The following is a 13,729-nucleotide window of genomic DNA, read 5'->3' on the forward strand; positions in this document are numbered from 1 at the left end:
GATTAATTTTAACACAAAAAGAGGACCTTGGATTCATTATGAATCCTTGGTCCTTCTTTTTTATAGGTTATGTTTTTTCACAGCCCCTTTTCGAATGTCAGATAATATTAGGCCGCTGCCTTCTTCGGGTTCTTCAATGTCTGAACGCCCTCGATTACCAGGACAATGGCCAGGGCAATCAGAAGGATACCAAAGATGGTCTGCGCCCAGGGACCCCAGTCCGCGCCGCCTGCCGCAATCATGCCAATCTGGTTCTTTACCGTCAGGCACAGAGAGCAGATGGTTACGACAATCATGAAGGCCATCGGGATCAGGAACATCTTATTGTTCTTGCCTACGTTGCCAAGCCAGGTAGCTACAGCCAGAAGACCGATGCCGGCCAGAAGCTGGTTCGCGGCTCCGAACAGACCCCAGATCTTTGCGTAGCCTGTCATACCGAGCAGGATACCCAGAACTACGGTCAGGATGGTGGCGAAATAGGGATTTACCATAACCTTCTTCCAGCCTTCCTTTACATCCTTTGCGGTCTCGCCCGGCTCAAGCCAGAACTCCTGGAACATGAAACGTGCCAGACGGGTAGCTGTATCCAGAGAGGTCAGACAGAACGCGGAATAGGTCAGCACCAGAAGGGAATTCAGGATGCTGTAGCTTCCCGGGATGACGTCGTCGATCATGTGGGCGATACCGCCACCGAAGATAGCGGTTGCTCCGGTCAGAGCTGCATCCGGATGGGTTGCGTTCCACTTGTAAGCATAGCCGATGGCGCACAGAGTCAGGATTGCAAGCACGCACTCCAGAAGCATTCCGCCGTAAGCGATGGGCTTTGCGTCTTTTTCTCTGTCCAGCTGCTTGGAGGTCGTTCCGGAGGATACCAGAGAATGGAAACCGGAAATCGCGCCGCAGGCAACCGTAGTAAACAGAACCGGGAACATATACTGCACACCATTTCCGTTGTCTACAGCGAAGCTGGTCACTGCCGGGAAGGTGCTGTCGAAGGTCGGGTGCGCCACAACGACACCGAAGAACGCCACAATCAGCATTGCGTAAAGCAGGAAGGAGCTCAGGTAGTCACGGGGCTGCAGCAAGATCCATACCGGCGTTACAGATGCGATGGCGATATAGATACCTACAATCCACATCCATGTCTTTGTAGACAGGTAAATCGGATGGAAATTCATACCGACTACCATGATCAGAACGATAGCCAGTACGCCGACTACGGAAGCGATGCCCATGGGCATATTCCGGCGGTATACACAGAAGCCAAATACAATCGCAATGACGATGAACAGCATGGAGATCATGGCTACGGTAGCCGGAGTCTCGGACGCCGCCAGGTTCAGGGCGCCGCTCTCATCGTATACAGCGCCGAAGGTAGAAGCTACGATCGAAGCAAAGGCTGCCACCACCAGAATCAGGGTCAGGTAAGAGAAGATGATGAACAGCTGCTTTGCGCGCTTGCTCATATTGGAGGAGATAATCTCACCGATAGACTGTCCTTTGTTGCGGACAGAAGCAAACAGAGCGCCGAAGTCATGGACACCGCCGAAGAAAATACCGCCAACCAGAACCCAGAGGGTTACGGGCAGCCATCCGAACATTGCCGCGCCGATGGGTCCGGTAATCGGGCCTGCGCCTGCGATGGAGGAAAAATGATGGCCCATCAGAACCGGAGCTTTTGCCGGAACGTAGTCTACGCCGTCCTCCATGGCATGAGCCGGTGTCTCAGTTTTGCTGTCACCTACGCCCCACTGCTTGCACAGCCATCCACCGTAGCAGATATAGCCTACAATCAGAATTGCAACGCAGATGAGAAGAAGTACCAGTGAATTCATTGTTACATACTCCCTTTCTTTTTCTTTGTATATAAAATTTTTTTCAAAATTTTCGCTGTGTGGCGGCCGCCTCCATTGGCGTCAATCTGACCAGTGGCAACCTGGACTACCGCTGTATGGTGGTCCATCCAGCCGTGCAGTGAAAAATGAAAACTTTTGGAAATGCGGCATTTCTTCAATGCCTTCCGCGCATCCTCATCGCAGGTATCGCAAATGAATACGGGTGTGATATAGGAGGCCATGTGACCCGGACCCGGCTTAATGCGCTGCATCCCGTCCTCCTGGATGTAAGCTCTCCACTTCTCATAGAGCTCCAGGGTCAGGTGCGGGATATCCACCAGATAGAGAAATTCCTCATTGTCCGCGGACCAGAGCTCGGCCTTCCTGGACAGGACGTATTTCTCCGAATGTTCAAAAAAATCACAGCGTGCTGTGATTGGAGTCTCGTCATCAAGCATGTGGATATCGTAATAGGTTCTATAGCTTTTCAGCAGTCGTTCGATGACCGCCTCTCTAGTGTCCTGCATTTTATATAGCTCTTTCTATGTAAATCTTAAAATTTGATAAACTTTCTTAAAAACTTTTTATAGTATAATACTTTATAAGTATAGTTGCAATACCTTTCCTGCGAAAAATCTACGTTTTTTTACAAAAAGATGTATTGCAATGCCAAAAAGAGTGCGCATCTTTGCAAGCTCTGCTTGCTTTTATGGAATAGGGGATTCTGTAGAAATTTCCTATTACATAAAAAAGGACACTGCAGCTTCGCTGCAATGCCCTTTATCATCCTTCGTCTGTAATGCCTGTCCGCCGGACTTATGCCTGCTGGCTTGCTGCCAGGAACGCGTTCAGTCTTGCTACCAGTGTATCCGGATCAATGCCGTGAACCATAGCAGCCTCGCCCAGAGACTCCATCTGGTGTGCCGGACATCCTACGCAGTGCATACCCTCGCGCATCAGGATACCTGCCATGTTCTCGTCTGTCTTCAGTACGTCAGCGATGAGCATATCTTTATTTACCTGTGCCATTTGAATTTCCTCCTTATTATGTTCCGTATCGTTACCGCCGTTTAACGGTATTATTCACGTATAGCGTTACTATTATAGTCTAATTCCGAGTGTTTTGCAAGGATTTTTTTGTGTAATTTTCAATACAATGGCAAGTTTATAGATTTTTCACTTGTATATTCCGCACATTTATTATAAAATACAGCTGTACAAGGATATCGCCCATGGCGATACTTACAACACATATCACCTGCGGACGCTGTCGCGCAGGATTATAAAAGGAGGATTTACATCATGGCTTATGTAATTGGTGATGACTGTCAGGATTGTGGCGCATGTGCAGCAGTATGTCCGGCTGAGGCTATCAGTGAGGGAGACGGAAAGTACGTAATCGACGCAGACGCATGTCTGGATTGCGGTACCTGCGAGGCTGAGTGCCCGCACGGTGCTATCAGCGCAGAGTAATCTGACGAAGTAAAACGAAAGGGACAGACCTACACGGCCTGTCCCTTTTTCTGTCCGAAAAAATTCCATTTTCGCTTTTCTTCTTTGGCAATGGCTGCTTTTTCCCTACGGCTCTTCTGAGAGTTGCGGATAGTCTCGTCCAGACGGCGGAAACGCTCGTCCTCCCGTTCCTCCTTCATGCGGAGCAGATAGTCCATCTCCTTGATGACCTGGCCGCTGACCTGGGTGCTGATTTCACAGCCCATCTTTTCCGTGTGATCCTCCAGAGCCTCCGCTATCAGGCGGCTCATGATACACTGGAACTGCTGCATCTTCTCCTTCCGGGCGGTCTCAGCATCGGTGGATACCGGGATGCCGCCGGCTCTGGCCAACAGCCCCTCCAGCTTTACATCGCCCTTTTCCAGTTCCGGGAGCAGCTGCTTAATCGCTTTTAACTGCACGCCTCCGTCCTTCAGTGCTTTAATATGCCGGAATAACCGGATATTTTCCTCGGTATAGTAACGGTGGCCCATCTCGTTGCGCCCGATGGGAAGCTCCAGTTCCTCTTCCCAATACCTCAGCACATGCGCTTCCACGTCCACCAGCCTGGAAGCGTCGGAAATCATATAGCGTGTCTCGCTCATGTCTCTTCCTCCCCTGTCTCTCTGCCGGTTTTCGCTTTATGGAAATGTAATATTTTTCCATATCCTACATTATATCAGGTTTAGAAGAATTTTCAACCAAAATTTGGAAATTTTTATTCATTCACGATATTTTTATCGGTATCCATCGTGTAGAGCGCTTCCTCTCTCAACTCTTCTCTCAGGGCCTCCTCCTGTACTTTCTGAATATCCGGGAACATGGACAGCATAGGTTCTATTTCCTTGCCATGCAGATTTCGCGCCACGTAATTCTTCGTACAGCGCATAACGATGGGCGACAGTGTCACGACGCCTATCAGGTTCGGAAGCATCATCAGGCCGTTAAAAGTATCTGAGATATCCCAGGCCAGCTGGGCTTTCATCACAGAACCAGCCAGCACGATGACCGCGAAAACCATCCGGTAGATCTTCGTTGCGCCGGTGCCGAACAGGTACTCACAGGCTGTCGCTCCATAATGGCTCCACCCCAGTACCGTAGAATACGCGAAAAGCAGAATCGCAACCGCCACAAAGGCTGCGCCCAGAAAACCAAAATGGTTACCGAAGGCGTAGCTCACCAGAGAGCTGGATTCAATGGCCGCTGCCTCACCGGTCAGCTGCCCCGTCGTCAGATCCACAGCGCCGGAGCTTAAGATGGTGAGCGCTGTCAGCGTGCAGACGATGATGGTATCCGCAAACACCTCGAAGATGCCCCACATACCCTGACGCACCGGCTCCTTTACATTGGAGCTGGAATGTACCATAACCGAAGAACCAAGACCCGCTTCGTTGGAAAATACGCCTCGCTTCATACCCATTTTCATAGCAAGGGCGATACCGGAGCCTACGATGCCGCCGCCCACGGATTTCATGGCAAACGCACCCTTAAAAATAGATACTAATACAGCCGGAATCGTAGCAATATTCATACCGATGATAACCAGCGTACCCAGCAGATACAGCACCACCATGAAGGGAACAATTTTCTCCGTAATCGCCGCGATCCGTTTCAGACCGCCCAGCACCACCAGCGCCACTGCCGCGAACAGGAAGATACCCGTCGCCAGCTTCGGAATGCCAAAGGCAGTATACACATTGCTGACCATGGAGTTCACCTGGCTCATATTGCCGATACCGAAGGAGGCCAGCAGGCAAAAGCAGGAAAACAGAACCGCCAGAGCCGCGCCCAAAGTTTTACATCCTTTCTTAGATCCCAGACCGTCCCGCAGATAATACATGGCGCCGCCAGCCCACTCGCCTTTACTGTTTTTGCGGCGGTACAGGATACCCAGCACATTTTCGGAATAGTTGGTCATCATGCCAAAGAAGGCGATGAGCCACATCCAGAATACCGCGCCTGGTCCGCCTACTGCAATGGCTCCCGCCACGCCGACAATATTGCCGGTGCCGACCGTGGCCGCCAGCGCCGTACACAGAGACTGGAACTGGGAAATGCTCCGGTCTTCTGTATGCTTCGTAATACTCCGATCACTGAAAATAGAACCGATGGTATTCTTCAGCCAGTGGCCCAGATGGGAAAGCTGGAAAAATTCAGTCATACTGGTCATCAGTACTCCCGTAAAGCCAAGCAGAATCAGTGCGGGCCAACCCCATACCACGTTGTTGACCGCACTATTTACATTTGTAATCATCTCAATCATAACCTCGTCCTCCTCACGCGCGCCGATTTTCCGAAAACCTATGTATACTTCGAAACGTCTTTTTATGTAACAAAAGTTTCCCCGGCAATTATCCTCTTACCTGCAGGAACTGCCACCGGCCGCTTCTTACAGATACGTTGTAACATAAAAACGGAGACAGCCTGTATCTGGCTGTCTCCGTCGACATTTCACTGTTTTATTCCTGCGCGATTTTCTATATCTTACCATAGGCAACACGAGGCTTTCAAGCATTTTTTTCTGTCTTCGTAGTATTTTAGTTGTATGTTCCAAAAATATTTTTCTTGTAAATAATATTTCCGAAATATTTTTGTTTTTCTTTTGATATGCATTCGTTCTATACGGAATTGCAGTCTGTTTTTCCTATATTTTAGCTCTGAGCAAAACTCCTGCGCCAGCATACAGCTTCCATTCCGTGAGAACACAAAAGCACGAAAGCCATATCCCTACATGGGCGGACCCGGCTTGAAATTTTTAAAGGTGGTGTATTCCGGCATCCACAGCAGGTTGATGGTACCGATGGGGCCGTTTCTCTGCTTGGCTACGATAACCTCGGCCAGGTTCTTCATTTCCGTATCCTTATTATAATAAGAATCACGGTACAGGAACATGACCATATCCGCATCCTGCTCGATGGCTCCCGACTCACGCAGGTCGGAAAGCATGGGCCGGTGATCCGGACGCTGCTCTACGGCACGGCTCAGCTGGGACAGTGCCACCACCGGCACATTCAGCTCACGGGCCAGACTCTTAAGCCCTCTCGAAATATCGGAGATCTCCTGCTGTCTGGAATCGGAGGAACGTCCTCCACCGGACATGAGCTGCAGGTAGTCGATCATGATGATGCCCAGCTTGTTCTCCAGCTTGTATTTACGGCACTTGCTGCGAAGCTCCGCCAGGGTGATACCCGGCGTATCGTCGATAATCAGGTTCGAACGGGCTACGCCCTCGGCGCCCTCCACCAGGCGCTCCCAGTCTGTATCCGACAGGTTGCCGTTCCGGAGCTTCTGGGCGTCCACGCCAGACTCCATGGACAGGAGTCGGTTCACCAGCTGCTCCTTGGACATCTCCAGGCTGAAAATGGCAACGGTCTCGCCGCTTCGGAAGGCCATATACTGGGCGATATTCAGAACAAACGCGGTCTTTCCCATAGACGGACGGGCCGCGATCAGAATCAGGTCCGAGGGCTGGAAGCCGGATGTCTGGTAGTCCAGATCCTTAAATCCGGTGGCAATACCTGTGACGTTTCCTTTGGTGCGGGACGCAATCTCGATTTTCTCAATGGCGTTCAGTACCACCTGCTTGATCGGAACGAAATCTCCCGCGTTCCGGCGCTGTACCAGATCAAAAACCTTCTTTTCCGTCTGATCCAGCACATTTTCCAAAGGCTCGGTACCTGCATAGCACAGGTTGTTGATCTCGTCGTTCAGGCGGATCAGCTTCCGCAGAGTGGATTTCTCTGCCACGATATTAGCGTAATATTTCACATTGGCGGAGGTGGGAACCCGTTCCAGAATATCCCGGACGAATTCCATGCTGCTGACCTCCTCCGGCACATCACGGGCCCGCAGCTCGTTCTGCAGCGTCACCAGATCCACCGGCTCGTCCCGGCTAAACAGATCCACACAGGCGTCAAAGACCACGCCGTACTGCCGCTGGTAGAAATCCTCGCCCTTCAGAATCTCCGACGCCACCAGTACTGCCTCCCGGTCCATCAGCATGGAACCGATGACCGACTGCTCTGCCTCGATACTGTGGGGCATCACTCGTTTGATGATTGCTTCTTCCATGTTTTAGCTCTCTTACGCTTCTCTTACGTTGACTTTCAGTTCAGAGGTTACCTTCGGATGCAGCTTAATCGGAACCAGGGTGGTTCCCAGTGTCTTGATGGGACTTGGCAGAACCATTTTCTTCTTATCCAGCTCGATTCCCAGCTGCGCCTTGGCTGCCTCTGCGATTTCCTTGGAGGATACGGAACCGAAAATCTTGCCTCCCTCGCCAGTTTTGATGGATACGTTGACCTCCATCTCCTTCAGGCGCTCGCCGAAGGCCTTGGCCTCCTCGTAAATCTCTTTGGCTACCTTTTCGTCATTTGCTTTTTTTAGCTTCAGATCGTTCAGATTCTTCGGAGTTGCTTCCAGCCCCAGCTTCTTTGCCAGGATAAAGTTTCTTGCGTAACCATCGTTTACCTCTACTAACTGTCCCTTCTTTCCCAAAGACTTTACATCTTCAATCAAAATTACTTTCATTTTAAAATTCTCCTTCCTCATGCAGCTTGTCGATGGTGTGTTTTACGATTTCCAGCGCTTCCTCCATGCCGCAGTCCAGCTGGGCTCCGGCCATATTCAGATGGCCGCCGCCGCCCATACGCTCTGCCAGAAGCTGCACATTCACTTCATCAATGGAACGCGCGCTGACAAAGGTCTTATGCTGATAATCCGTCAGCACCACCGAAGCCCGGACGCCGTTGATATCCAGCAGCTCATTGGCTGCCTGGGCTCCCACAATGGTGGGGCTCTCCAGATTCTCATTGGGACAGATGGCAATGGCAAAGCCGTGATACAGCTCCGCGTGGCGCACCGCTTCGGCCCGCGCCTTGTATTCCGTCATGTCATTGCGGAACATCTTGCGGACACGGGTTACGTCCGCTCCGCACCGGCGCAGGAACGCCGCGGCCTCGAAGGTCCGCACGCCCGTCTTGCTGGTGAAATTGTTGGTGTCAATGATAATGCCACCGTAGAGACAGTCTGCCTCCACCGCCTTAATCTTCAATCCCTCGTCAAAATACTGCAGAATCTCCGCTACCATCTCGCAGGCGGAAGACGCATAGGGCTCGATATAGGAAAGCACCGCATTTTCAATCTGCTCATTGGTCTGACGATGATGGTCAAGCACCACGATGGTAGGCGTCCGGGACAGAAGCTCCGGGCACTCCGTATAGCTGGGCCGATTCGTATCTACTACCACCAGTACCGTATTCCGGTCAATCATCTCGATGGCCTGCTCGCTGCTCAGGAACATGTCCGGCTCATAGACCGGATTATCCTCAAAGCAGGCCTTCATAGGCCGCACCGAAGTGGTCACCTCATTCATTACCACATAAGCGCGCTTACCCAGCACCTTGGCTGCCCGGTAGATACCGATGGCCGCGCCGAAGGAATCCGCGTCCGTCTGGCGGTGTCCCATTACCATTACCTTATCCCGGCTCTCGATAAACTCCCGGAGAGCGTGGGCCTTGACCCGGGCCTTGACCCTTGTGGTTTTCTCTACCTGCTGGGTCTTTCCGCCAAAATATGAGATCTTCTCGCCCTCCCGGATAACGACCTGATCGCCGCCGCGGGCCAGGGCCAGATCGATGGCGATCCGGGCAAACTCATAATTTTCCGCAAAGGTTTTTCCCGCGCAGCCAAAGCCCATGCTCAGGGTAACCGCCATTTCATTGCCGATATTGACAGTCTTGACATCCTGAAGAAGCTCAAACTTATTCTCCCGCATTACCGGAAGATCCTTCTCCTGGATAGCCACAAAATACTTATCCTTCTCTATGCTCTTTACGATACCGCCGAAGGACGAGATATACTTGTTGATCTTTCGGTCAACCAATGCCACCAGAAGGGATCGGCGGACCTCCTCGACCGTGTCCAGGGCCTCGTCATAGTTATCCAGATAGATCAATCCGGCCACCAGACGCTGCTCCTTGTTCATGCGGATATAATGGTTCATCTCCGTCTCATCAAAGAGATATACGGCGATCAGGAAGCTGTCGTCCTCCTCCACCTCCACAAAGGTATTGTCCTCCATGATGTGATCCATATATACCCGGCGCACATCTGCCCGGTAATCCCGCTCCTCCGAGGAAAACCGCACGATCCGTGTGTCCTCGAAATCATCCTCCGGAAGCAAATCCACGGTGAAATCCGGGAAGAAATAGCTGATGGATTTCCGCAGATTCTTTTTGCCCTTCTCGCTGGCCGTAAAAAACGCGCTGTTGGCCCACAGCACTCTTCCGTCCTCATCCAGCAGGGCGTAGGGTATGGCCAGCTCCTTTAAAAGCTTCCGCTGTACCTGTCCGTACTGGGTCGCGAAGGACACCAGCTCGCCGTAGATCTGCGCCCGGTTCTGTACATACAGCCCCATAACCACTGCAATATACACCAGCACAAAGGCGCTCATAACCACACCGGCCTTCACCGATATGGGGTACATACAGAGATTCATCACCAGAAGCAGAATACTCATCAGAATCGGCCACTGCACGTACCGTTTCAATCGGCCCTTTAAATGAACCTTTCTTTTCATTTTTGTCCCCTCTATCATTCTTTTTCATCTTTGACTGCTACTTAATATTCCTATTATAGCACAAGCATCCCCTGTATTACAATTAAAACAACTCAGAAACGCCGCCGAATCCTCCCGGACTCGGCGGCGTCTCCTGCAATATGGGTTCTAATCGTATTGCCAGTTATAGTATTATTATCTTATTTCACGAAAAATTTCTGAAGGTCTGCCTCTGTGGTGTCCTCGCCGATAGTGACAAGCTCAGTGCCGGTCAGACGTGCAAACATGGCGATATCGTCTCTGGTCAGGGCGGTGGATACTACGGAGTGGTGAGCGCCACCTGCGTAGCACCATGCTGCGGTGCCGATAGCAAAGTTCGGTTTATGACGATACATAATTCTGGCTACCGGCAGCTTCGGCATGGGTTTCGGCTGTTTTACCAGTTCGATGTCCGCGCAGATGATGCGGAAGTGGTCGCCCATATCTACCATGGTTACCTGGATTCCGTCTCCGGTTACGCCGTCAAAGATCAGTCTTGCAGGATCCTCTTTACCACCGATGCCAAGGGGGATTACGTCAATCTCGGGCTTGGTAGCCGCGAATGCCACCGGAACCTCCAGCATATGGGAAGCCAGCTCAAGCTCCTGTCCCTCTGTCAGGTCGTAGGTATAGTCCTCGATGAAACCGGTAGCGCCCTCGCGTCCCTTTGCCATCTCCATCAGAACCGCGCCGAAGGCTGCGATCTTATAGTCTCCCTCGGGGCCGAAGCCGATGCCCTTGTCCATCAGGTTCTGCGCGGCTATACCCGGAAGCTGCTTCAGGCCATGCAGATCCTGGAAGGTATCTGCAAATGCGCCGATGCCGTTCTCTTTCAGGAACTTCTCGAAGCCAACTTCGTATTTTGCCTGCTCACGGACTGCATCGATGCGGTCTGTCTTCATCGTATACTTATCGGTATACTCCTTCATCTTCGCGTCGATTTCTTCCTCAGTTACCTCGTTGATGATGTCTACCACATCGCCCAGCGCATAGTAGTTGCACTCCCAGCCGTACTTGATCTGGCTTTCTACACGGTCGCCGTCTGTAACTGCCACATGTCTCATGTTGTTACCGAAGGAAGCTACCTTCAGGGACTTGGAATAGGAAATAGCCTTTGCTACCTGCGCGAATTTCTTAATCTTCGCTACTACGTCGTCATGCTTATAATATCCTGCCACTACTTCGTGCGGGATGCCCATTCTGGCTACGATGAAGCCGAACTCGCGGTCGCCGTGGGCTGCCTGGTTCAGGTTCATGAAGTCCATGTCGATCTCATCATACGGAAGCTTCTCATTGGCCTGAGTATGCAGGTGAAGCATGGGCTTTCTAAGTTCCTGCAGGCCCTTGATCCACATCTTGGCCGGGGAGAAGGTGTGCATCCATGTAATAACGCCGATGCAGTCATCGTCGCAGGATGCTTTGCGCATATCCTCAATACAGATCTCGGAAGTCTCTACGGTCGGAAGCACTTCCACTGCCGCAATTCCTTCCAGCTTTTCATTCAGGAACTCTGCCATCTCGCGGGCGTCTGCCGCCACCTGCTTCAGGCACTCTTCGCCGTACAGATCCTGAGATCCTACTACAAAATACAGTTTTTTCATTTTTGTTACCTCCTGGAATAATTTTCCAAAACGTTTGCCAACTTTCATCGTTCCGGCTGCCCGGCTTTACGCCTGGCTGCGTATATCCTTGACCGAATTTCCGTCGTTGAACGTGACCGGAAAACGGTGAGAATAATTTTTGTTCTGCCAGTCCGGATCTCCCATCATACGAAGCAGATTCCGGGCTGTAACACGTCCCAGATTATACTTGGGATGAACGACTGATAAGATCTTCACATCCACGTTCTGGGCCAGCTCCGCGTCATCGAAAGAAATCAGTGAGATATCCTCCGGCACCTTCAGGCCCCTGTCCTCCAGGAATTCCATATAGTGCTCGGCCACCTCGTCGTTATAGAGAATCATCGCTGTGCAGTCCTTGGTTCTGCGGTACATCCGCATCAGCCCCTTCTTGCTCAGCTTCTCCTCCATATCCTTGGTGGAGTACCACCGAATCCAGTCATCGTCAAATTTGACGCCATAATCCGACAGGCATTCGATAAAGCCCTTGTAGCGCTCCATCCCCTGCATATCGTCGTATTTGAAAATACCTCCGATTCTCCGGTGGCCGTTCTGAATCAGAATCTTCGCGGCCTCGTAGCCCGCCCGGGCGTCCGACATTTCCACGCTGTCAAACTTCTGGTTCGGATAATGATTATGGATAAACAGAGTCGGTATGTTTCTCTTTCGAATCTCATTGTAGAGACGGATATTCGGGTTCGGGAAGCTGGAGCGCGTTCCCTCTATGATGAGGCCGGAAAGGTTGCTGGACAGCAGCCCTTCCAGGTACATGGCCTCGTCATTCAGGCGGTTTTTCGTCACCGCCACATCGATCTCATAGCCCTTTTCCGTCATGACGGATTCGATTCCGTCGTATACTCTCGGGAACAGATAATCGGAAAAATAGCTCAAAATCAGTCCAACCCGCGGCTTTCCCTTATCCTCGTTCTTATTTTCATAAGATACATAGGTTCCGCTTCCCTTGACGCGGACAATCAGGCCGTCCTCCTCAAGCTGATTCAGCGCAGTCCGCACAGTCTGCCGGGAATATCCGAACTTCTTCTGCAGAATATTTTCCGAGGGAAATTTGTCTTTGTTTTTGATGACTCCGCTCGTAATCAGCGTTCTGCACCAGTTATATAATTTCTGGTATTTCAGCAAATCCTGGCTGTGCGCATTTCCTTTTTTTGACATATCTGTCTCCCGCCCTTTTGTCTCGTATTTCCGTCTTAACTATTTGATAACCTGAAGGGACTGACGATCCGCGAATACAGCTACGAATACCAGGAATACGACGCCCTGGATCAGCTGCATCATCTGTGTAGAGAAGCCCATCATGGTCAGTCCGCTATTCAGCACGATGTACAGCAGGGAACCTACGATGATATTTTCAAATCTGACCTTCGCGCCGCCGGAGATCGGCATGCCGCCCAGTACCAACGCAATCAGAATCTGTGTCTCCAGCTGATTTCCGCCGGAGGAGGTTACAGAACCAACCTTGATAACGTTGATGAATGCGGCGAAGCCTGTAATGGCACCTGCCAGTACATAGATGAGGAACTTCATCTTATCTGTACGGATACCGGAGAACATGGCCGCCTTCTCGCCTGCTCCGATGGCCTTTAAGTAGGTTCCGAACTTGGTGAAACGGAACAGTACAAAGCCGATAACCAGAACCACTACCGTACAGGTAACCTTCAGTGCTGTGCTGTCATAGTTGATAAGCAGCGCTGAGCCGGTAACCGGAGCGTTGGTGGTCAGATACTTGATAAAGCCTCTGAACAGGAACATGGTACAAATAGTTACGATGAATGATTTAATTTTCCGGCATACATAGAAGTATCCGTTGATGGCCCCGATAGCCGCGCCTGCTGCAATACCGCCTACGATAGCCAGCGGGATGCTGATTTTGGACAGCATACATACTACGATGGATGCGATACCCAGGATAGAGCCCTGGGAAAAATCCAGACCGCCCATGGTCATGATGAAGAATACGCCTGTTGCCGCGATCATTGTAACATATACCTGAGAAAGTACAAGAGACATGTTGTTCATCATTCTGAAGTTGGTCAGAACGTTGAATACCAGGAATACTACAATCAGTCCTGCGATCGGCAGAAGGGCGCGGATCATCGACATCTTTGATAATTTCTTGAGCTGCTGCTCTTTCTGTTCTGTATTTGTCTTTACTTGATTCTCCATAA

The 13,729-nt window shown here is 51.1% G+C and carries 12 protein-coding genes; 1 reads left to right on the top strand and 11 read right to left on the bottom strand.

Translation table 11 applies throughout. The features are described 5' to 3' along the window. Positions 1–107: 107 nt before the first annotated feature. From OCV63_RS14780 to OCV63_RS14790, 3 genes are all read right to left on the bottom strand, one after another. Positions 108–1,835 carry a carbon starvation CstA family protein gene (locus OCV63_RS14780; RefSeq protein WP_158365075.1) on the bottom strand — a complete coding sequence of 576 codons (1,728 nt, stop codon included), beginning with the start codon at positions 1,833–1,835 and terminating at the stop codon, positions 108–110. Between the two features lie 2 nt (positions 1,836–1,837). Then, positions 1,838–2,362: a DUF8052 family protein gene (locus OCV63_RS14785; RefSeq protein ID WP_158365076.1), complete on the bottom strand. Its 525-nt coding sequence runs from the start codon at positions 2,360–2,362 to the stop codon at positions 1,838–1,840. A 289-nt stretch (positions 2,363–2,651) separates the two neighbouring features. Next, complete coding sequence (locus OCV63_RS14790) at positions 2,652–2,864, bottom strand: DUF1858 domain-containing protein (protein WP_158365077.1); 213 nt, start codon at positions 2,862–2,864, stop codon at positions 2,652–2,654. A 273-nt stretch (positions 2,865–3,137) separates the two neighbouring features. Here OCV63_RS14790 and OCV63_RS14795 point away from each other — a divergent pair, with 273 nt between their 5' ends. Beyond that, the gene (locus tag OCV63_RS14795; protein ID WP_158365078.1) at positions 3,138–3,308 is read left to right on the top strand and encodes a DUF362 domain-containing protein; all 171 of its coding nucleotides are present in this window, start codon (positions 3,138–3,140) and stop codon (positions 3,306–3,308) included. 29 nt (positions 3,309–3,337) lie between these two features. On the opposite strand, the gene OCV63_RS14800 is transcribed toward OCV63_RS14795, so the two are convergent. The 8 genes from OCV63_RS14800 to OCV63_RS14835 all read right to left on the bottom strand — a co-directional run bounded on the left by OCV63_RS14800 (position 3,338) and on the right by OCV63_RS14835 (position 13,727). Continuing rightward, positions 3,338–3,931 (bottom strand): helix-turn-helix domain-containing protein, encoded by a 594-nt coding sequence (locus OCV63_RS14800; RefSeq protein ID WP_158365079.1) that lies wholly within the window; start codon positions 3,929–3,931, stop codon positions 3,338–3,340. Positions 3,932–4,044: 113 nt separating this feature from the next. Further along, a complete protein-coding gene (locus OCV63_RS14805; protein ID WP_158365080.1) occupies positions 4,045–5,589 on the bottom strand; it encodes an alanine/glycine:cation symporter family protein in 1,545 nt (514 codons plus the stop codon). A gap of 464 nt (positions 5,590–6,053) precedes the next feature. Further along, the gene (gene dnaB / locus OCV63_RS14810) at positions 6,054–7,397 is read right to left on the bottom strand and encodes a replicative DNA helicase (protein ID WP_158365081.1); all 1,344 of its coding nucleotides are present in this window, start codon (positions 7,395–7,397) and stop codon (positions 6,054–6,056) included. 12 nt (positions 7,398–7,409) lie between these two features. Further along, a complete protein-coding gene (gene rplI, locus OCV63_RS14815; RefSeq protein ID WP_158365082.1) occupies positions 7,410–7,856 on the bottom strand; it encodes a 50S ribosomal protein L9 in 447 nt (148 codons plus the stop codon). A gap of 1 nt (position 7,857) precedes the next feature. Then, the gene (locus OCV63_RS14820) at positions 7,858–9,906 is read right to left on the bottom strand and encodes a DHH family phosphoesterase (protein ID WP_158365083.1); all 2,049 of its coding nucleotides are present in this window, start codon (positions 9,904–9,906) and stop codon (positions 7,858–7,860) included. A gap of 179 nt (positions 9,907–10,085) precedes the next feature. After that, positions 10,086–11,525, bottom strand: a complete 1,440-nt coding sequence (gene araA / locus OCV63_RS14825) for an L-arabinose isomerase (protein ID WP_158365084.1) — start codon at positions 11,523–11,525, stop codon at positions 10,086–10,088. Between the two features lie 66 nt (positions 11,526–11,591). Then, a complete protein-coding gene (locus OCV63_RS14830; RefSeq protein WP_158365085.1) occupies positions 11,592–12,716 on the bottom strand; it encodes a GntR family transcriptional regulator in 1,125 nt (374 codons plus the stop codon). Between the two features lie 39 nt (positions 12,717–12,755). Beyond that, positions 12,756–13,727 (bottom strand): ABC transporter permease, encoded by a 972-nt coding sequence (locus OCV63_RS14835; protein WP_158365086.1) that lies wholly within the window; start codon positions 13,725–13,727, stop codon positions 12,756–12,758. Between the last annotated feature and the right edge of the window lie 2 nt (positions 13,728–13,729).

This window comes from Laedolimicola ammoniilytica, from assembly GCF_025567165.1.
Classification (GTDB): domain Bacteria; phylum Bacillota; class Clostridia; order Lachnospirales; family Lachnospiraceae; genus Laedolimicola; species Laedolimicola ammoniilytica.

Excerpts from the sequence above, each read along its gene's own strand:
- OCV63_RS14830 (WP_158365085.1), bottom strand. The coding sequence starts at position 12,716 with ATGTCAAAAAAAGGAAATGCGCACAGCCAGGATTTGCTGAAATACCAG.
- OCV63_RS14805 (WP_158365080.1), bottom strand. The coding sequence starts at position 5,589 with ATGATTGAGATGATTACAAATGTAAATAGTGCGGTCAACAACGTGGTA.
- dnaB (WP_158365081.1), bottom strand. The coding sequence starts at position 7,397 with ATGGAAGAAGCAATCATCAAACGAGTGATGCCCCACAGTATCGAGGCA.
- araA (WP_158365084.1), bottom strand. The coding sequence starts at position 11,525 with ATGAAAAAACTGTATTTTGTAGTAGGATCTCAGGATCTGTACGGCGAA.
- OCV63_RS14785 (WP_158365076.1), bottom strand. The coding sequence starts at position 2,362 with ATGCAGGACACTAGAGAGGCGGTCATCGAACGACTGCTGAAAAGCTAT.
- OCV63_RS14835 (WP_158365086.1), bottom strand. The coding sequence starts at position 13,727 with ATGGAGAATCAAGTAAAGACAAATACAGAACAGAAAGAGCAGCAGCTC.
- OCV63_RS14820 (WP_158365083.1), bottom strand. The coding sequence starts at position 9,906 with ATGAAAAGAAAGGTTCATTTAAAGGGCCGATTGAAACGGTACGTGCAG.
- OCV63_RS14790 (WP_158365077.1), bottom strand. The coding sequence starts at position 2,864 with ATGGCACAGGTAAATAAAGATATGCTCATCGCTGACGTACTGAAGACA.
- rplI (WP_158365082.1), bottom strand. The coding sequence starts at position 7,856 with ATGAAAGTAATTTTGATTGAAGATGTAAAGTCTTTGGGAAAGAAGGGA.
- OCV63_RS14800 (WP_158365079.1), bottom strand. The coding sequence starts at position 3,931 with ATGAGCGAGACACGCTATATGATTTCCGACGCTTCCAGGCTGGTGGAC.
- OCV63_RS14780 (WP_158365075.1), bottom strand. The coding sequence starts at position 1,835 with ATGAATTCACTGGTACTTCTTCTCATCTGCGTTGCAATTCTGATTGTA.
- OCV63_RS14795 (WP_158365078.1), top strand. The coding sequence starts at position 3,138 with ATGGCTTATGTAATTGGTGATGACTGTCAGGATTGTGGCGCATGTGCA.